Genomic DNA, 18,269 nt, shown 5'->3' on the forward strand with positions numbered 1-18,269 from the left:
CCGTTGTAGCTGCCGGCTGGCAGCTACCTAGTCGTCGTAGGTTGCCGAATCGAGCGATTCGAGGTCGGCCACCCCGGGAAGATACGGGGACAGCGCAGGCAACTCATCAAGCGAGCCCAGTCCCAGTCGTTCCAGGAAGTATTCGGTGGTTTGGTACAGCGTCGCTCCGCCATCCCCAACTTCCGGATACTCCGTGATCAATCCGCGGGTGAGCAGCGTGCGCACCACTGAATCGACGTTGACACCTCGAATCGCCGAAATACGTCCACGCGAGACCGGCTGTCGGTAAGCGATGACAGCCAGGGTTTCTAGGGCGGCCTGTGACAGGCGTGCTGTCTGCCCGTCGAGCACATAACTGGAGACGAAATCGGCGTAATCGGCCCGCGAATAGAAGCGCCACCCGGAGGCGACGCGACGCAGTTCAAATCCGCGCGGGCGATCCTTACTATCATACTCGGTAGCAAGGGTCTCCAAAGCGGCGGCAACCCTGGCGGTGGGGACTTCGAAGATTTCGGCCAAACGCGCCGAAGATACGGGGATATCGGCGACCATCAGCACCGCTTCAAGGCCCGATTCCAGGCCTCCTGGCAGCTGGTCAATGGGTGCAATCTCACTCATGATCCACCTCACCACCACTCCCCTCGTAGTCGTCTTGCACGGCCTGCGCATCGAAACTGGACTCCTGGACCAGCGAGATCAGCAGCGGGCCGAGCGGATCTTCCTGCGCAAAGCTAATGGCTTTCTGCCTGAACATCTCCAACAATGCCAGAAAACGCACGACCACCACCAGCTGCGCATCCGCGTCTGCCACCAGCTCGGTGAATGCCAGCGTGCCGCGGGCTTCGAGCAGGGCGGTGATCGCATCGGCTTCCTCGGCAATGGTGACGTTCGCCCCGTGCAGGTGCCCGATGCCGACCTCTGTTTCCGGTTCCGGCTTCGGCGCCAGCGCCTTGGCCGCCATCGCGGCCAAGGCGTCGGGCCCGATGCTGAACACCAGTTCCGGCAGCAGGGCAGCGAACTGCGGTTCCAGCGAGACTTCGCGGGGATGGCGCGCTCCCTCGATTCCGTAGCGTTCGCCCAAGAACTCGGCGGCCTGCTTGAAGGCCTTGTACTGCAGCAGCCGCGCGAAAAGCAGGTCGCGGGCTTCGAGCAGCTCGAAGTCCTCCTCATCGGCCATTTCGCCGCGCGGCAGCAAGCGGGCCGCCTTCAAATCCAGCAGCGTGGAGGCGACCACGAGGAATTCGGTGGTTTCATCGAGCACCTTCATCCCGTCGCTCCCCTCGGCGGCACTGGTGGCTTGCAGCTCGCGCAGGTAGGCGATGAATTCGTCGGTGACCTCTGCCAACGCGACCTCGGTAATATCCAGCTCGCGTTTGGTAATCAGGTGCAGCAGCACATCGAAGGGCCCGTTGAAATTCTGCAGGGCAAGGCGAAAACCGCCAGCCGATTCCTGCTCAGCTCCTGCTGGCGTGGTGGAATCGGTGGCGGCTTCTTCGCTGAGCGTGGCGCTCATTACGGGGCACCACCACGCCAAATCAGTTCGCGGGCGAGGTTGCGGTAGGCCTCAGCGCCCGGGTGGTTGGCGGCGTAGGAAGTAATCGGTTCGGCGGCCACGTTCGCGTCGGCGAACTTGATGGTGCGCTTGATGACGGTCTCGAAGAGCTTGTCGCCGAAGGCCTCATCCAGCCGGGTGATGACCTCGCGGCTGTGCAGGGTGCGGGCGTCGTACATGGTGGCCACCACGCCGTCCAACTCCAGCACCTGGTTCAGCCGGTCCTTGACCTTGTCGATGGTTTCCATCAGCAATGCCACCGCACGCAGCGCAAAGAACTCTGCGGTCAGCGGGATGATCACGCCATGGGCGGCGGTGAGCGCGTTGATGGTCAGCAGGCCCAGCGATGGCTGGCAGTCGATGAGCACCACATCGTAGTCGTCGATGACATTGCGCAGCGCACGTTCCAGCACCTGCTCGCGGGCGACCTCGTTGACCAGCTGCACCTCGGCTGCGGACAAATCGATGTTGGCTGGCAGCAGATCGATGTTCTCGACGTCGGTCTTCACGATGGCGTCGGTGATCTTCACCTTGCGGTCCATCAGCACGTTGTAGACGGTGATGTCCATTTCATGCGGGTTGGTTCCGAAGCCGGCAGACAGCGCGCCCTGCGGGTCGAAGTCCACCAGCAGCACCTTGCGGCCGTACTCGGCGAGCGCGGCGGCGAGATTGATGGTGGAGGTGGTCTTGCCAACGCCGCCCTTCTGGTTCACCATGGCGATCACGCGTGCCGGGCCGTGCGATGGCAACGGTGCTGGCACGGGGAAATCTGTCAATGGCTTGCCAGTAGGACCCACTGGGCGAGGCTCCTTGAGCATCCCCGCTCCGCGGTGCTTGTTTCCCTGTTCCTCGCTCACGATGGGTAAACCACACTTCCCGTTCGATAAACCTGATTCTTCGAGCTGTAAGCTCTTTTCAAGGTTATCGGTCGAAGCAAAAGATCTTGGTTTTTTGGGTTCTTCCACGGCGAGCCTTTACCTTGAACCTTAGCTCTAATGTTGTATGCGAGCTGAACGCAATCTGGCATTTACGGGAAGGGCGCGATGCGCACCATTGAAAAGCTCGCCAGCTGGGCGGAAGCCGAGCCAGGCAGCAAGCAGGCAAGGGTCCGTGTGCTCCTCCAGGCCCAACTGGACGACGGGCTATTCATCGTGGTGCTCGACGACCGCGGATGGTCCAGCAGCGAAGAATGGGCGCAGGTGACGCCGGCCGGAATCCGCGAAACCGCGTTGGTTGTGGTGGGCCCGGATGAACCGGCACCGGGGTGGACACGGGCCGAGGAGCTGCATGCTTATTGGGAGTACATCCAGTCGATTCTCGCTGCGCAACAGCTGCACGCGTCGATCGACGAGCTGATGGCTCTGGATCATGAGGTCCAGTTCGGCCCGCGCCTGCAGCGCCTGCTCACCGCGGCCGGCCACTGACCTGTGTGCTTCTGGGCCGAAAACCGGAATCATCATGAGCCAGGATTCCCGCGCCATGCACCGCTTGGACGGTACGCGACCTGCTCGACCACCCCTGCGATCTGGCCCAAGCCACCGGCCAGGCACTGGAGGGTGATCCTGCCGTGGAGTCCCCGGCTGGGCAGCGCCCTGGTGCCCAGCCCGATCATCCGCTGGCTATTCGGATAAGTTCTTGATCCTGGCGCATTCCGGTGGTCGAATGGTTCCACACGCGCCGGCATCCGGCGGCATAAGGGGCGAGGCAGATGTTCACGGGAATGCTCAGCAATTGCACGGTATCGAATTTGGCCCGAGCCGAGCACTGGTACGCGCGGCTCTTCAACCGGGCGCCGGACCAGCGGCCCATGGACGGGCTGCTCGAATGGCATCTGGCCCCGGGATTCGGAGTCCAGGTCTTCGCGGAGCCCGACCGTGCCGGATACAGCACGCTGGTCCTGGAAGTGGCCGACCTCGACGCGCAGGCCGCGCGCCTGCTGGATGCGGGCATCGGGCATCACGGCCCGCAGCCCGGCGGCGGAGCACGGATCGTGCAGCTGCAGGATCCCGACGGCAACCGGGTGATGCTCGCTTCGCCCTTGCCCGGCCTCTCGCGCTGAGCCGGGCATCAGGCTCTCAGGCTTGCTCGGCCAACCAGTCGAAAGACAACGGCAGCAGCTCGCGAATGCCGATGCTGCGCGCCCCGTGCGGGGTATCGACGATGACCCGCAGCCACGGATAGCTATCAGCCATCACCTGGCGGCAGCGCCCGCACGGGTTTTTGATGCCGCGCCCCTGGTTGCCCACTGCCACCACCACCTGCGGATCCCTTGCCCCGGCCGCACGGGCCGCACCGAAGGCCACCAGCTCTGCACACGGGCCTCCGGTGAAGTGGTAGAAATTCACGCCCGCGTGCATGGCGCCGTCGGCAGCCAGCACCGCGGCACCCATGGTGTGCACTCCGTCGCCGCCATCGGGCGCGTCGGTTGCTGCCTCAATGGTCCGCCGGGCGAGTTCGACCAGTTCTTCTTCGGCGTCTGCCAGTGCACGATACTGCTGCCGGTGCGGTGTCCCGTTCATTGCTCCAGCCTAGCTGCCCAGTTCCGCAAGCCACGGGTCCCAAGCCTGGCTGGCCATCCCCGCCAGCAGGTCGTAGCCTGCTGCGCGCGGGTGCGCTCCATCATCGGCGGCCACTTGGCGGCGCCACAGCTCATGTTCCGCGAGATCCCCGAACACGCTTAGATAAGGCACATTCCTCGATGCGCACCGTGCCCGCATTTGCGCATCCAGCTCGCGCAGTTCCGCGTTCAATGCATCATCGGCGATCGGCGGCGGACCGATCATGAGAACCGGCCAATTGCGTTCCTTTGCCGCATCCAGGATGGCCTCGAGGTTCTGGATCCGTTCTCCGGCGGCCACCCGCGACTTCGCGTCCCAGCGGATCACGTCGTTGACTCCGAAGCAGAGCACCACGCCTGGCGCGTAATCCCCTGGCGGAAAGCGTGCGGCGCATTCAGCTTCGAATCGCTGCCGGATCATGGCGCTGGTATCGCCGCGAACACCGAGGTTGTAGCCGGTGAGCCCATGGCCCCGTTCGATTCCCCGGGCGACCAGCCGCCCTGCCCATCCGCGATGGGTTTCATCGCCGACTCCTGCGACGAAGGAATCGCCGACAAAGCACACTCGTACCGCTGAACCCATGATGCCTTTCCGCCTGCTGGCTGCTGCGCCCGGCTGGGCCCTATCTTGCCAAAGGCGCCCAGACGCAGAAAATCCGTTACCCGAACGTGTCGGATAACGGATTTCCAGCAAGGTCCTAGTGGCCTTCGACGCTGCGCTCGTCGAATGGAAGGCTGCCCGCCAGTACAGCCTTGGCCTGGTCCATGTCGATCTCCCTGGTCCACTTGCCGATCAGCAAGGTTGCCACGGCGTTGCCGGTGAAGTTGGTCAGCGCGCGGGCCTCGGACATGAACTTGTCGATGCCCACGATCACGCCCATGCCGTCCAGCAGTTCCGGGCGGTGCGACTGCAGGCCGGCTGCCAGGGTGGCCAGGCCCGCGCCGGTCACGCCGGCTGCGCCCTTGGAAGCGATGATCATGAAGACCAGCAGGCCGATCTGCTCGCTCAGGCTCATGGGCATGCCCATGGCCGTTGAGACGAAGAGTGCCGCCATGGTCAGGTAGATGGCGGTGCCATCGAGGTTGAAGGAGTAGCCGGTAGGCACGGTGATGCCCACGACGGGCTTGGACACCCCTGCGTGCTCCATCTTGGCGATCAGGCGCGGCAGTGCCGACTCGGAGGATGAGGTTGAGAAGATCAGCAGGTATTCGCGAGCCAGGTACTTCAGCAGCAGGAAGATGTTCAGGCCGGTGACCAGGCGCAACAGGGAACCGAGGACGACGACGATGAAGAGCGCGCAGGTGACGTAGAAGGCACCCATGAGGATCGCCATCGAGCCTATGGCGGCCCAGCCGGTAGCGCCGACCACTGCGGCAATGGCACCGAAGGCACCGATCGGGGCAGCCCACATGATCATCATCATCAGGCGGAAGACCACCGCCTGGATGTGCTTGACTGCGTTGAGCACAGGCTCGCCGGACTTGCCCATGGACTGCAGCGCGAAGCCGACCAGCAGGGCCAGCACCAGGGTCGGCAGCACGGGGATGTCGCCCGGAATCATTTCCAGCAGGAAGGCCACGGTGGAGTTCTCCCCGCCGCCGGATCCCGACTCGTACGGCTCGAGCTTCAGCCCCGAACCCGGGTGGATGATGTTGCCGACGACCAGGCCGATGGCCAGCGCAAAGGTGGACATGGTGATGAAGTACAGCAGCGCCAGGCCGCCGACCTTGCCGACGGTTGCCGCCTTGGCAATGGAACCAACGCCCAGGACGATGGTGCAGAAGATGACTGGACCGATCAGCATCTTGATCAGTGCGACGAATCCGGTGCCCAGGGGCTTGAGGGCCTTGCCCACCTCCGGGGCCAGCAGGCCGACCGCTGCGCCGAGCACCACGGCGGCAATCACCATGATGTACAGCCAGTGGGTCTTGTCTTTCTTCTTCGTTCCGGCCTGCGGCGAATTGCCTGCCGGCGGCATCTGGTCTGTGACAGCCATGGTAGTCCTACCCTTGTGAGCGCATGGAACCGAACCGTGCACCCTTGCACAGCCGGCATTACGTAGAATCGTTCTGTATCCATGGTGCGGCTCGAAGTGATCCGCATCTCCATTGCGTTCATATTGGTCACGCGGTGAACAGTACAAGGACCAGGCAGCACAAGGAGATGAGCGCAGTGACCGATCATTTCACCGACCTGTCGCTGGCCCGCCCCACCCGCGAGGCCGCCTCCCCCGCACCGCTCAGCCGCGACGGCTGGTCCCTGGCGGTAGTCATCTTCGCCGCCCAGATGCTGGTGGTCATCTTCGTCGTCGTGGGCCTGGCGGTCGCCACCTACCAGCACCAGGCGCAGGTGATCCAGGATGACAAGCAGGCCACGGTGGCCACGATTTCCATCACCCTGGCCAACGATCCTTTCGTGTCCCAGGCCCTGGCCGGCGATCACCCCACCGAGCAGCTGCAGCCCTACACCGACAAGATCCTGGACCGCGGGCAAGGCGTGGATTTCATTACGATCATGACCCCCGATGCCCTGCGCGTCACCCACCCCGACCCCGAGCAGCTGGGCAAGGGATATTCGGGAAGCATCAACCAAGCGCTGGCCGGCCAGACCCACAACGAGGTGGCCGCGGGCACCTTGGGCCTTTCGGTGCGCACCATCGCCCCGGTCTACCACGACGGCGAGCTGGTGGGGATGGTCTCTTCGGGCATCACGCTGGAGAGCCTGGAGTCGATCTACCGCAGCGAACTTCCGCAGATCATGACCGTTTCGGCGCTGGCCCTGCTGCTGGCGGGTTTCAGCTCATGGTCCTTCTCCCGCTACGTCAACCAGGCCACGCTCGGCTTCGGCCCGCACGGGCTGCGCCGGCTCTACGCCTTCTACTTCTCGGCCCTGCACTCGGTTCGCGAGGGCCTGGTCCTGCTGGACCGGCGGCACCGCATCGTGCTCTACAACCAGGAAGCTTCCAGATTGCTCGGCTTCCCCGAGGAAGTGCCTTCCGGCGGATTGGACCTCGACCAGGTGCAGATCCCCGAAACCCTGCGCACCCTGATGGCGACCGGACGCAGCTGCAAGGACGAAATCCATTTGGGCACCCACACCGTGCTGTCCATTTCCCAGGGCCCGGCCCGCCTGACCAACGCGCGATTGCCCCGCCGCGGCGGGCTGCCGGCCCGCTGGTTCGGTTCCCAGCCGGTGACCGGCCAGGTCATGACGCTGCGCGATTTGACCGAAGTGCAGGAACTGGCCGGCGAAGTGCAATCGCTGAAGACCTTCTCCACCGCCCTGCGAGCGCAAACCCATGAGCATGCCAACCGCCTGCACACCATTGCCACGCTGATCGAAAATGGCCAGAGCGACAAGGCGCTGGCCTTCGCGGTCGATGACCGCCAGCATTCGCAGAAGCTCACCGATGCGATCGTGCATTCCATCGACGACGTCTATCTTTCCAGCCTGCTGGTGGCCAAGGCCGCCCAAGCCCATGAGCGCGGCGTGAAGCTCGATATCAACGCGCAGGGCATGATTCCGGGCAATGCCTTTGCCGCCACCGACATCGTCACCATCGTCGGCAACCTGCTGGATAACGCGCTGGATGCTTCGGCGGGCACCCAGGACGCGACGGTGTGGGTGGAAGTGGCCGCGGCCGATGACGAGCTGATCATCGCGGTGGCCGATTCCGGCCCGGGCATCGAACCCGAGTTCCTCGATCAGCTGCTGCGCTTCGGGGCCAGCACCAAGGCCGGCGGCCAGCCGCGCGGCCTGGGGCTGGCACTGGTGCAGCAGGCGGTGCTGCGGCTAGGTGGCACAATGGGTGTTGATAACGATGCCGGCGCAATCTTCACCGTCACCTTGCCCTTGAGAATCAGCGACTAGCCCAGGAGGGTACCGTGCACGAATCCCCTGCAGCCACGCCCCCGCCGGGCACCGCCTCGCACAGCTTCAAGGTGCTCGTGGTCGACGACGAGCCGCAAACTGCCGCCTCCCACGCCAAGTACGTCAACCGCGTTCCGGGATTCGCCACCGGCGCCATTGCCGCCAACGGCCAGCAGGCGCTCGGGCTCTTGGCCGCGGCCCGCGATGCCCACGACCCCTTTGACCTGGTCCTGCTGGATATGACCCTGCCCGACCTGCACGGCATCGACGTCGCCAAGCGCATGCGCGGCCGCGGGCTGACCACCGACATCATCGCCATTACCGCGGTGCGGGACCTGGCTGTGGTGCGTTCGGCGGTAGCCACCGGAATCACCCAGTACCTGATCAAGCCCTTCACCTTCGCGGCGTTCAGCGAGAAATTGGAGAACCACCGGCGGTTCATTTCCGAGATCAGCTCCACCGGCCCGGATACCAGCCAGGCCGCGCTGGATAATGCGTTCTCGGCCCTGCGCACCACCAGCGCTTCCGCGTCCCTGCCCAAGGGGCTGATTCCGGAAACGCTGGCGCAGATCACCGACCATCTGCGCAGCAAGCCCGATACCTGCCTGTCAGCGACCGAGCTCGGAGAAGAGCTGGGCATCTCCCGGGTCACCGCCCGGCGCTATCTGGAGCATCTTGCCGAGGTCAAGGCCGTGGTCAAGCAGCCCCGGCATGGCACACGAGGCCGCCCGGAATACGAATACCGGGCAGCCTCGCGCAGCTAGGCTCTGGTTTCCCCTAGGCTTCGGGACGCAGCAGCGGCACCAGCTCGTCGAGCACCGCGGTGTCCTCGATGGTCGACGGGACCGAGTATTCCTTGCCATCGGCAATCTGCCGCATGGTCTTGCGCAGGATCTTGCCCGAACGGGTTTTGGGCAGCGCCGCCACGACGGTGACTTCGCGGAAGTCGGCCACCGCACCGATGTGCTGGCGCACCAGCGCGACGATTTCCTTCTTCAGCGTTTCCTCCTGGATCTGCACACCGGACTTGAGCACCACATAGCCGCTGGCCCGCTGGCCCTTGAGCGCGTCGGCCAGGCCGATCACCGCGCATTCGGCCACGGCGGGATGGCTGGCCAGCACCTGCTCCATGGCACCGGTGGACAGGCGGTGCCCGGACACGTTGATCACGTCATCGGTTCGCCCCATGACGAACAGGTAGCCGTCGTCGTCCAGGAAGCCGGAATCGCCGGTGAGGTAGCACCCCTGGATCTGCGAAAGGTAGGTGTCGATGAAGCGCTGGTCGTTGCCCCACAGGGTGGTCAAGGCGCCGGGCGGCAAGGGCAGCCGGACTACGATGTTGCCTTCCTGGTTCGCGCCGAGCTGCTCGCCCAGCGCATCGCGGATCTGCACGTCGAACCCCGGTACCGGGGTGGTGGGCGAACCGGCCTTGGCAGACAGCTCTTCCAGGCCCAGCGGGTTGGACGCGATCGGCCAGCCGGTTTCGGTCTGCCACCAGTTATCCACCACGGGGATGCCCAGCAGCTTCGAGGCGAAGTGGTAGGTATCCGGATCCAGCCGCTCGCCGGCGACGAACAGCGCACGCAGCGATGACAGATCGTGGCTGGCGATCATCGCGCCTTCCGGGTCGGCCTTGCGCACCGCGCGCAGCGCAGTCGGCGCGGTGAACATCGTGGTGACCTTGTGGTCCTCGATGATCCGGCCGAACGCGCCGGCATCCGGAGTGCCGATGGGCTTGCCCTCGTAGAGCACCGTGGTGGCCCCGGCGATCAGCGGCGCATAGACGATGTAGGAGTGTCCGACCACCCAGCCCACGTCGGAGGCGGTAAACATGGTGTCTCCCGGATGCACGTCGTAGACCGCGTTCATGGAGTACTGCAGGGCCGTGGCGTAGCCGCCGGTGTCGCGCACCACGCCCTTGGGGGCACCGGTGGTTCCCGAGGTGTAGAGCACGTAGAGCGGGTGGGTGGATGGCACGGAGACCGGCCCGGCCGGCGAGGCGGTCTTCGCCTGCTCTTCCCAGTCCAGCCAATTGATCTGCTGGCCGTTGACCGGCTTTGCCTGGTATTCGTCCAGGCCGTGCTCGAAGCCATCGCGGTGGGCAACGATCACGTCCCTGACCGCAGGCTCGGCCAGGCCCAGCGCTTCGGCCACTGCCGGCAGGTATTCGATGCGGCGGCTTGGCTCGATGCCGCCGGAGGCGGTAATGATCGCGACCGGGGCGCAGTCGGTGATGCGGGCCGCCAGTTCCTTGGGCGCGAAGCCGCCGAAGACCACCGAGTGGATTGCACCCAGGCGTGCGCAAGCAAGCATCGCGATGGCCGCCTGCGGGATCATCGGCAGGTAGACCAGCACGCGGTCACCGGCCTTCACGCCGCGTCCGGCCAGCACGCCGGCGAAGATTTCCACTTCGCGCAGCAGTTCGGAGTAGGAGTAGGTGGTGGCGGTGCCCAGCATTGCCGAATCGTAGACCAAGGCGGCGCTCTCTCCGCGTCCGGCTTCGACGTGGCGGTCCAGCGCATTGGCCGAAAGGTTCAGCATGCCATCCGGGAACCAGCCATACAGCGGCTTGCGCGAATCATCCAGCGCAATCCGCGGCGCCTTGTCCCAATGGATATCCCGGGCAGCTTGCAGCCAGAATGCGGCGGGGTCATTGGTGGCTTGGTCATAGGCCTGGCGGTATTCCTGCACCATGGTTCTCTCCTCCTGGCACCGGGGCATCATCATCCGGCACCTGTGTGGTGGTTGAGGTCGTCCTCTTGGCGTTAACTGTATGAGTACGATCACATCACCGCAACCACTTTGTATACAGATTTCGAAAAAATACCAAAAGAATTTGGCGCAACTCACACATTTTCGGGTTTCATGTATACACTGGAGCCATGAGAGCAAGCGACAAGGTTTACGAGAGCCTCCGCGCCGACATTGTCGAATGGCGGCTGGCTCCAGGTACCGTTCTTGCCGAAGTGGAACAGTCAGAACGCCTGGGCGTTTCCCGCACTCCGGTGCGCGAGGCCTTGGGCCGACTGGTCGCCGACGGCTTGGCGGTACAGCATCGCGGACGCGGTGCTGTCGTCTCCGAGGTCAGTGAAGACCACGTGGAAGACCTGTTCGTATTGCGCCTGGCATTGGAATGCGCCAGCGCACGCGAAGCTGCCAAGTCCGCGCAGCGATCGGCCTTCAACCAGCTGGCCGGCCGCTTCGAAGCAGCCGTCACGGAGGTGGAACTTCCCGGATCCCGGGAGTCCTACTACCAGCTGGTGCAGCTGCTGGACGAGTCCATCGACGAAGCAGCTGGCAACAAGTACTTGTCCAACGCACTGCGCACCTTGCGGGTGAACCTGCAACGGGTGCGGCGCATGGCCAAGGACAATCCCGAAAGGCTCAAGGCTTCCGCCTCCGAGCACGCGGCCATCGCGAGAGCGATCGCCAGCGGAAACCCCGAGGTCGCAGCCGCGGCCACCACAGTTCACCTGCACCAATCCTTCACCCACATCATGGCCCACGCGGCCGGATCAGAAAGGCAGTTACCATGATCAACCACCCAGTACGCGTATACCGCTCAGAGGAAAACCTGGCTCGCGAAGACCAGCTGGCACATAAGATCGCCACGGTTGCTGCCGATCCGGTAGAGGTCACCGCAGAAGTGACCGACATGATCATCAACCGCATCATCGATAATGCTTCGGTCGCGATCGCTTCGCTGAACCGCGGCCCGATCGTCGCCGCCCGTGCCCAGGCACTGGCCCACGCCCCATCCACCGGCGGTGCGGGCGCCAGCGTCTTCGGCATTTCCGAGAAGGTCTCCCCGGAATGGGCCGCATGGGCTAACGGCGTGGCCGTGCGCGAATTGGACTACCACGACACCTTCCTGGCTGCCGAGTACTCCCACCCGGGCGACAACATCCCGCCGATCCTGGCTGTTGCCCAGCACACCGGAGCTTCCGGCAAGGACCTGATCCGCGGCATCGCCACCGGCTACGAGATCCAGGTGGACCTGGTCAAGGCCATCTGCCTGCACAAGCACAAGATCGACCACGTAGCGCACCTGGGCCCATCGGCCGCTGCCGGCATCGGCACCCTGCTGGGACTGGATGTCGAGACCATCTTCCAGGCCGTTGGCCAGGGCCTGCACACCACCACCGCCACCCGCCAGTCGCGCAAGGGTGAAATCTCCACCTGGAAGGCCCACGCCCCGGCCTTCGCCGGCAAGATGGCCGTCGAGGCTGCCGACCGCGCGATGCGCGGCCAGACCTCCCCAGTGCCAATCTACGAAGGCGAAGACGGCGTTATCGCCTGGATGCTTGACGGCAAGGATGCCGCTTACGAGGTGCCACTGCCGGAGGCTGGCGAAGCCAAGCGCGCCATCCTGGACACCTACACCAAGGAGCACTCGGCCGAGTACCAGGCGCAGGCCTGGATCGATTTGGCCCGCAAGCTGCACGGCGAGCACCCGGAGGCCACCGACCCGGAGAACGTCAAGTCGGTGCTGATCAAGACCAGCCACCACACGCACTACGTTATCGGCTCCGGAGCGAACGACCCGCAGAAGTACGATCCGACCGCATCGCGCGAGACCCTGGATCACTCGATCCCTTACATCTTCACCGTGGCCCTGCAGGATGGCGCATGGCACCACGTGGATTCGTACTCGCCAGAGCGTGCCGGCCGCGCCGACACCGTGGATCTGTGGAACAAGGTCACCACCGAAGAAGATGCCGAATGGACCCGACGCTACCACTCGCTGGATATCGCGGAGAAGGCTTTCGGCGGCTCGGTGGAAATCACCTTGAACGATGGCACCGTGATCACCGATGAAATTGCCGTAGCCGACGCGCACCCACTGGGCGCACGGCCATTCGCCCGCGAGCAGTACATCAACAAGTTCCGCACCCTGGCCACCGGCCTGGTGGACGACGCTGAGATCGACCGCTTCATCGCGGCCGCCCAGAACCTGGAAAACCTGGCCGCCGGCGAATTGGATCAGCTGAACATCGCCGCCGCAGCGGGTGTCATCGACGCCGCGGCCGCACCGAAGGGCCTGTTCTAACATGTTGTACTCAACCAAAACCCCCGCAGAAAAGCGCCTTGCGCTGCGCGAGATGCTCACCCCGGGAGCTGCGCGCCAGTTCCCCGGAGCCTTCAACCCGCTCTCGGCCAAGCTGATCAGCGAGAAGCAGTTCGACGGAATCTACATCTCCGGCGCGGTCCTGGCCAACGATCTGGGCCTTCCGGATATCGGCCTGACCTCGCTGACCGAGGTAGCAACCCGCGCCGGGCAGATCGCGCGCATGTCGGACCTGCCGGCGATCGTGGATGCCGATACCGGATTCGGCGAGCCGATGAATGTGGCCCGCACCATCCAGGAACTCGAATACGCCGGCCTGGCCGGCTGCCACATCGAGGACCAGTTCAACCCGAAGCGTTGCGGGCACCTGGATGGCAAAAACGTGGTGGACACCGAGACCATGCTCAAGCGCATCGCCGCTGCCGCTGATGCTCGCATCGATGAGAACTTCCTGATCATGGCCCGCACCGATATCCGTGCGGTCGAGGGCCTGGATGCGGCGATCGACCGCGCCAAGGCGATGGTCGATGCTGGTGCCGACGCGATCTTCCCGGAGGCGATGAAAAACGTCTCCGAATTCGAGGCAGTATGCAACGCGGTAGACGTGCCAGTGCTGGCGAACATGACCGAGTTCGGCAAGTCCGAGCTGTTCAACCGCCAGGAACTGGCCGATGCAGGCGTCGCGCTGATCATCTATCCGGTCACCTTGCTGCGCAGCGCCATGGGCGCGGCTGAACGCGTACTGGATGCCATCAGCGAGGATGGCACCCAGGCCCGTGAAGTGGATAGCATGTTGACCAGGTCACGTTTGTACGAGCTCGTGGACTACGAGGCCTACAACCGCTTCGACACCGGAATCTTCAACTTCCAGGTCCCAACCCTGGACATTGATTCCAACAGCGCGAACCTCTAGGCTCGCAAGCACCTACTACCCCCTGCGCCGGCCGGCACCCGCCGGCCGGCGCGACCCAAAGCATTATTATTCTCCGGCAATGAAGAGGAGCAAGAATGACTGCCACCGAGGAAATCAAGAAGGGCCTAGCAGGCGTCGTCGTTGACTACACCGCCGTCTCCAAGGTCAATCCAGACACCAACTCGCTGCTCTACCGCGGCTACCCGGTCCAGGACCTGGCCGCGAACAAGTCCTTCGAAGAGGTCGCCTTGCTGCTCTGGACCGGCGAGCTGCCAACGCAAAGCGAACTGACCGAGTTCAGTGCTTTCGAGCGGGCCAACCGCGCGCTGGACCCGCGGGTGAAGGCCGCCATCGACCTGCTTCCAGCTGACTGCCATCCCATGGATGTGGGCCGTACCGCCGTCTCGGTAATCGGCGCCAACCACCCCGAGGCCGAGAACTCCTCCCCCGAGGCAGAGCTGCTCAAGGCCAAAGAGCTGTTCGCGGCCTTCCCCGCAGTGGTTGCCTACGACCAGCGCCGCCGCCGCGGCCAGGACGCGGTAGCACCGCGCGGAGATCTGGATTACTCCTCGAACTTCCTGTGGATGGCCTTCGGCGAAGAAGCAGCCCCCGAGGTTGTCGACGCGTTCCGCGTATCGATGGTGCTCTATGCCGAGCACTCCTTCAACGCTTCGACCTTCACCGCCCGCGTGATCACCTCGACCCTCTCCGACCTGCACTCGGCCGTCACCGGGGCGATCGGCGCACTGAAGGGCCCCCTGCACGGCGGCGCCAACGAAGCTGTCATGCATACCTTCAACGAGATCGGCATCGACAAGGAAGAATCCCGCGAGGATGCCGCCAAGCGCGCCAAGGCGTGGATGGAAGAGGCGCTGGCCGCCAAGAAGAAGGTCATGGGCTTCGGCCACCGCGTCTACAAGCACGGCGACTCCCGCGTGCCAACCATGAAGGCCGCGCTTGATCGCATGATCGAGCACTACGGCCGCCATGAGATGCTGGGCTTGTACGACGGCCTGGAGGCAGCCATGGACGAGGCCAAGTCCATCAAGCCGAACCTCGACTACCCGGCCGGCCCTACCTATCATCTGATGGGCTTCGACACCGAGATGTTCACCCCGATCTTCATCGCGGCACGCATCACCGGCTGGACCAGCCACATCTTCGAGCAGCGCGCAGCCAATGCGCTGATCCGCCCGCTTTCGGCCTACAACGGCGTGGAGCAGCGCTCGCTGTAGACACTTCGACTCACGGCATAGGCCGCGGGTATGGCACAGCCGTGCCAGCCCGTGGCCATTGCCGTGCCAGCTGCGGGACGGCATCGGCTTGCCATCGTTGCCCAAAGTTGCAGTCCCAGGCCAATGGTCCTATCGTTTAACGATAGATACATTCCGAAGAACGATAAGGTCTACTGCCATGGGAAAATTCAGCATTATCGGTTTGAAGGTAGTTCTGGCCGTGATCCTGGCCGGCACGCTTTTTGTGCAGGTGTTCATGATCCCGATGATCTTGATCCACGAGTCGCCGAGCAACGGCACCGACAAGTTCTTTCAAGCCTCTTTCCTCGGCTACTTGCTTCTCGCCGGTCTCATCATTGAAACCTGCGTCTACAGCGTGTGGAAACTAGCCACGAGAGTTAAACGCGGCACCGTTTTCGATCCCGCTTCCCTGGGCTATGTAACACCGATCATCATTGCCTTCACGATCGGCGCCCTATCCACTTTTGCCCTCGGAGCGATCTTCGCCGCCAGCACGGAAATTGCACCCGGAGTCGTGCTTCTTGTTGGTGGAGCCGGAGTGCTGATGATCGGCATCAGCATCATCGTGCTCGTACTGCGGCAGTTGCTCGCACAAGCGGCGATGACCGAAGCCCAAGCCGATGCGCTCCGTACCGAACTGGGCGGCGTGATCTAATGGGAATCCGCGTAGATATAGACGTGATGCTGGCCCGCCGCAAAATGGCCGTCGGCGAGTTGGCCGAACGCATCGGCATCACCCCGGCCAACCTCGCGGTGCTCAAGAACGGGCGCGCCAAGGCCGTACGTTTCAGCACCCTTGAAGCCCTCTGCCGGGAATTGGAATGCCAGCCCGGCGACCTCTTGATCTTCGAAACCGAACAGGACTAGATGCAGCTCGCTGGCTAGTCCCAGTTCTCGAAGCTGATGCTCTGCACCGAGGTGTTGTCCTGCGCCAGCACGATCTCGACGGTAAATTTCCCGCCGGCTACGAGTTGCGGCAGCCACAACGGGGAATCCTGCCACATCTGCTCCAAGGGCAAGGCCGCCGGATCGGCCCACAGCGGCTCGAGCTCCTCGGTGATGTGCAGCTGGCCCGATGCCTTCCGGGCTATGAAGGTGGCGCATTCCATGTCGGCTGCCGGCTGGGCGGGGAACCGGAAATTGACCTGCGCCGCAGGCTCCAGCTCCTCCGGAGCGAGAAGCAGTCCGGTTTCCTCCGAGAATTCCCGGATGGCCGCTTGCCGCGCGCTCTCTCCCTGCTCGATCTTGCCGCCGGGCAACACGATAGTGCCCTTGCCGAATCCGCGACGCTTGCGTCCGAGCAACACGTGCAGCCGTCCTTCGCGCTCCTGCAGCAGCGCCACGAGGGCTACCTGCTTGGCAGAACGCACCTGGTGGCCGGCGACCACTAGTTCACCCTCGGGTGGGCCAGCTGGTAGGCCTCACGCAGCGAATCCACGGTGACCTTGGTGTAGATCTGCGTGGTGGTGACCGATGCATGTCCCAGCAGCTCCTGGACCACCCGCACATCCGCGCCGCCCTCCAGCAAATGAGTGGCGAAGGAGTGGCGCAGCGTATGCGGAGAGACCTCGGTGGAAACCCCGGCGCGCTCAGCGGCCTTCGAAAGCAACAGCCACACCGATTGGCGGGAAAGCCGTCCCCCGCGCTGGTTCAGGAACAACGCTGGAGTTCCCTTGCCCTTGGCGGCTAGCCCGGGACGGGCACGCACCAGATAATCGCTCACCGCACGCTGGGCATAACCGCCCACCGGAACGACCCGCTCCTTGGATCCCTTGCCGAACAAGCGCACCACCGCATCGTCGGCAAAGTGCAGGTCATCGACGTCCAGGTCAACGACTTCGGAAATGCGCGCACCGGTGGAGTACAAGAATTCCAGAATCGCGCGATCCCTCAGCCCGGCAGGAGTTTCGATGCTCACCGATTCGAGGATCCTGGTAACAAGGTCGATGGAGATCGCTTTGGGCAGGGATTGCCCGATAGCCGGAGGCTGGATCTCGCGGGCCGGGTTAGGCGCGCAAATCCCTTCGAGCTCCCAGTACTTGTGCAGTTGGCGGATGGCTACCGAATGGCGAGCGACGGAGCGGGCGCTCAACGGCTTATGCTCTTGGTCCCCGCGGGATAGATCCTGAAGGTAGCCGCTGATGGCCAGCTCGGTAATCTGCTGCGGTTGTGCTACGCCGGCTGCCTGCAGCGCTTCAACGTAGCGAAGCAGATCCCTCCGGTAGGAAGCCAGTGTATTCTCGGCCAGCCCGCGCTCGATCGCCAGATGCTGCAGGTAGCGCTTGAGCGGGGTCTCGAAGTGGCCGCTCATCCTTCGCGCAGGTATGGGTGCACATCGAATGGCTCGTTCGCATCGCGCAGGTCCAAGTACTTGCTGGTACGGGCTGCATGAGCGGCAAGGATCGCGATTGTCGCGGTGGGGTTATGAATCTTGCCTGCCAGCACGGCTGCGACGGCTTCCTCCAGCGGCACCCAGGTGCTGATCATTTCAGCTTCCTCCTCGGTACGCTCATGGCGCTGATCGGCGGCAACCAGTTTCGCATCGCGCGCGAGGTAGACTCGCACTGCCTCGGCCGAGGAGCCCGGGCTCAAGAAGACATCGGTGAGGATCGACCAGTGCTCGGCGGTACGATCCGCTTCTTCCCATAATTCGCGCTTGGCAGCTTCCAAAGGTGGTTCTCCAGCCACATCGAGCAGCCCGGCAGGGATTTCCCACAGCCGCATGCCTACCGGGTGGCGGTACTGGTTGACCATCAAGATGCGTTCTTCAGCATCCATGACCAGAACGCATACAGCACCGGGGTGGTTGATGTAATCGCGTTCAATGGTCGCCCCGGATTCGGAGAGCTTCACCGTGTCATGGATGACGTCCCAGATCCGTCCCTCGTACACGGTTTCACGGTTCAGCAATTCACGTGGTGAGAATTCATCGGCTATAGGATGCAGCGGCACGAGGATCGTCCTTCGGTAGAAAAAGCTGGTCGGTATTTTCCAGCTTAAACAGCTACGCGCCGGTCAGTAACGACCGGCGCGCAGTGCCTTCAGAGTTTTA

Annotated in this window: 21 protein-coding genes; 11 read left to right on the forward strand and 10 right to left on the reverse strand. The window is 63.8% G+C overall.

Annotated elements, in window-relative coordinates; genetic code table 11:
• Nucleotides 1-27: 27 nt before the first annotated feature.
• The 3 genes from scpB to AC1Z36_RS14680 are packed head-to-tail and all read right to left on the reverse strand — an operon-like array spanning nt 28 to nt 2,409.
• Entirely contained in the window at nt 28-618 is a 591-nt protein-coding gene (scpB, locus tag AC1Z36_RS14670) for an SMC-Scp complex subunit ScpB (protein ID WP_105659047.1), read from the reverse strand.
• Complete coding sequence (locus AC1Z36_RS14675; protein WP_332498103.1) at nt 611-1,513, reverse strand: segregation and condensation protein A; 903 nt, start codon at nt 1,511-1,513, stop codon at nt 611-613. The genes scpB and AC1Z36_RS14675 overlap by 8 nt, the downstream gene beginning before the upstream one ends.
• Nucleotides 1,513-2,409 carry a ParA family protein gene (locus tag AC1Z36_RS14680; RefSeq protein ID WP_013348536.1) on the reverse strand — a complete coding sequence of 299 codons (897 nt, stop codon included), beginning with the start codon at nt 2,407-2,409 and terminating at the stop codon, nt 1,513-1,515. The genes AC1Z36_RS14675 and AC1Z36_RS14680 overlap by 1 nt, the downstream gene beginning before the upstream one ends.
• A 186-nt stretch (nt 2,410-2,595) precedes the next feature.
• On the opposite strand from AC1Z36_RS14680, the gene AC1Z36_RS14685 reads away from it, so the two are divergent.
• The 3 genes from AC1Z36_RS14685 (at nt 2,596) to AC1Z36_RS14695 (ending at nt 3,611) form a co-directional block, all read left to right on the forward strand.
• A complete protein-coding gene (locus AC1Z36_RS14685; RefSeq protein WP_105659045.1) occupies nt 2,596-2,976 on the forward strand; it encodes a hypothetical protein in 381 nt (126 codons plus the stop codon).
• 44 nt (nt 2,977-3,020) lie between these two features.
• Nucleotides 3,021-3,191 (forward strand): maleylpyruvate isomerase N-terminal domain-containing protein, encoded by a 171-nt coding sequence (locus AC1Z36_RS14690; RefSeq protein ID WP_133834507.1) that lies wholly within the window; start codon nt 3,021-3,023, stop codon nt 3,189-3,191.
• 69 nt (nt 3,192-3,260) lie between these two features.
• On the forward strand, nt 3,261-3,611 hold the full coding sequence (locus AC1Z36_RS14695) for a VOC family protein (RefSeq protein WP_133834498.1): 351 nt from the start codon (nt 3,261-3,263) through the stop codon (nt 3,609-3,611).
• A gap of 16 nt (nt 3,612-3,627) precedes the next feature.
• Here the strand turns inward: AC1Z36_RS14695 and AC1Z36_RS14700 are convergent, their stop codons facing one another.
• The 3 genes from AC1Z36_RS14700 to AC1Z36_RS14710 all read right to left on the reverse strand — a co-directional run bounded on the left by AC1Z36_RS14700 (nt 3,628) and on the right by AC1Z36_RS14710 (nt 6,106).
• Entirely contained in the window at nt 3,628-4,071 is a 444-nt protein-coding gene (locus AC1Z36_RS14700) for a cytidine deaminase family protein (protein ID WP_105662547.1), read from the reverse strand.
• 9 nt (nt 4,072-4,080) lie between these two features.
• Nucleotides 4,081-4,692 carry a DUF459 domain-containing protein gene (locus AC1Z36_RS14705; RefSeq protein ID WP_133834499.1) on the reverse strand — a complete coding sequence of 204 codons (612 nt, stop codon included), beginning with the start codon at nt 4,690-4,692 and terminating at the stop codon, nt 4,081-4,083.
• Between the two features lie 115 nt (nt 4,693-4,807).
• Nucleotides 4,808-6,106 carry a cation:dicarboxylate symporter family transporter gene (locus AC1Z36_RS14710; protein ID WP_483561418.1) on the reverse strand — a complete coding sequence of 433 codons (1,299 nt, stop codon included), beginning with the start codon at nt 6,104-6,106 and terminating at the stop codon, nt 4,808-4,810.
• A gap of 176 nt (nt 6,107-6,282) precedes the next feature.
• Here AC1Z36_RS14710 and AC1Z36_RS14715 point away from each other — a divergent pair, with 176 nt between their 5' ends.
• Together AC1Z36_RS14715 and AC1Z36_RS14720 are read left to right on the forward strand one after the other, a co-directional pair.
• Complete coding sequence (locus tag AC1Z36_RS14715; RefSeq protein ID WP_332498099.1) at nt 6,283-7,980, forward strand: sensor histidine kinase; 1,698 nt, start codon at nt 6,283-6,285, stop codon at nt 7,978-7,980.
• 14 nt (nt 7,981-7,994) lie between these two features.
• Entirely contained in the window at nt 7,995-8,744 is a 750-nt protein-coding gene (locus AC1Z36_RS14720; RefSeq protein WP_105659039.1) for a response regulator, read from the forward strand.
• 13 nt (nt 8,745-8,757) lie between these two features.
• Here AC1Z36_RS14720 and AC1Z36_RS14725 read toward each other — a convergent pair whose 3' ends face one another.
• A complete protein-coding gene (locus AC1Z36_RS14725; protein WP_483561419.1) occupies nt 8,758-10,674 on the reverse strand; it encodes an AMP-binding protein in 1,917 nt (638 codons plus the stop codon).
• A gap of 188 nt (nt 10,675-10,862) precedes the next feature.
• On the opposite strand from AC1Z36_RS14725, the gene AC1Z36_RS14730 reads away from it, so the two are divergent.
• The 6 genes from AC1Z36_RS14730 to AC1Z36_RS14755 all read left to right on the forward strand — a co-directional run bounded on the left by AC1Z36_RS14730 (nt 10,863) and on the right by AC1Z36_RS14755 (nt 16,084).
• Nucleotides 10,863-11,516: a GntR family transcriptional regulator gene (locus AC1Z36_RS14730; protein WP_400290604.1), complete on the forward strand. Its 654-nt coding sequence runs from the start codon at nt 10,863-10,865 to the stop codon at nt 11,514-11,516.
• A complete protein-coding gene (locus AC1Z36_RS14735) occupies nt 11,513-13,030 on the forward strand; it encodes an MmgE/PrpD family protein (RefSeq protein WP_483561420.1) in 1,518 nt (505 codons plus the stop codon). Before AC1Z36_RS14730 ends, AC1Z36_RS14735 begins: the two co-directional genes overlap by 4 nt.
• 1 nt (nt 13,031) lies before the next feature.
• Nucleotides 13,032-13,961, forward strand: a complete 930-nt coding sequence (gene prpB / locus AC1Z36_RS14740; RefSeq protein ID WP_400343243.1) for a methylisocitrate lyase — start codon at nt 13,032-13,034, stop codon at nt 13,959-13,961.
• A 95-nt stretch (nt 13,962-14,056) separates the two neighbouring features.
• Entirely contained in the window at nt 14,057-15,196 is a 1,140-nt protein-coding gene (locus tag AC1Z36_RS14745) for a bifunctional 2-methylcitrate synthase/citrate synthase (protein WP_332487340.1), read from the forward strand.
• A 178-nt stretch (nt 15,197-15,374) separates the two neighbouring features.
• Complete coding sequence (locus AC1Z36_RS14750) at nt 15,375-15,872, forward strand: DUF2975 domain-containing protein (protein ID WP_483561421.1); 498 nt, start codon at nt 15,375-15,377, stop codon at nt 15,870-15,872.
• Nucleotides 15,872-16,084, forward strand: a complete 213-nt coding sequence (locus AC1Z36_RS14755) for a helix-turn-helix domain-containing protein (RefSeq protein WP_105659032.1) — start codon at nt 15,872-15,874, stop codon at nt 16,082-16,084. The genes AC1Z36_RS14750 and AC1Z36_RS14755 overlap by 1 nt, the downstream gene beginning before the upstream one ends.
• 14 nt (nt 16,085-16,098) lie before the next feature.
• Here the strand turns inward: AC1Z36_RS14755 and AC1Z36_RS14760 are convergent, their stop codons facing one another.
• From AC1Z36_RS14760 to AC1Z36_RS14770, 3 genes are read right to left on the reverse strand one after another with little or no spacing between them, the layout of a single operon-like run.
• On the reverse strand, nt 16,099-16,605 hold the full coding sequence (locus AC1Z36_RS14760) for an 8-oxo-dGTP diphosphatase (protein ID WP_483561422.1): 507 nt from the start codon (nt 16,603-16,605) through the stop codon (nt 16,099-16,101).
• A complete protein-coding gene (gene xerD, locus AC1Z36_RS14765; RefSeq protein WP_483561423.1) occupies nt 16,605-17,528 on the reverse strand; it encodes a site-specific tyrosine recombinase XerD in 924 nt (307 codons plus the stop codon). The genes AC1Z36_RS14760 and xerD overlap by 1 nt, the downstream gene beginning before the upstream one ends.
• Nucleotides 17,525-18,169: an NUDIX domain-containing protein gene (locus AC1Z36_RS14770; protein WP_105659029.1), complete on the reverse strand. Its 645-nt coding sequence runs from the start codon at nt 18,167-18,169 to the stop codon at nt 17,525-17,527. The genes xerD and AC1Z36_RS14770 overlap by 4 nt, the downstream gene beginning before the upstream one ends.
• Nucleotides 18,170-18,269 lie beyond the last annotated feature (100 nt).

The organism is Glutamicibacter sp. BS14 (assembly GCF_056934375.1).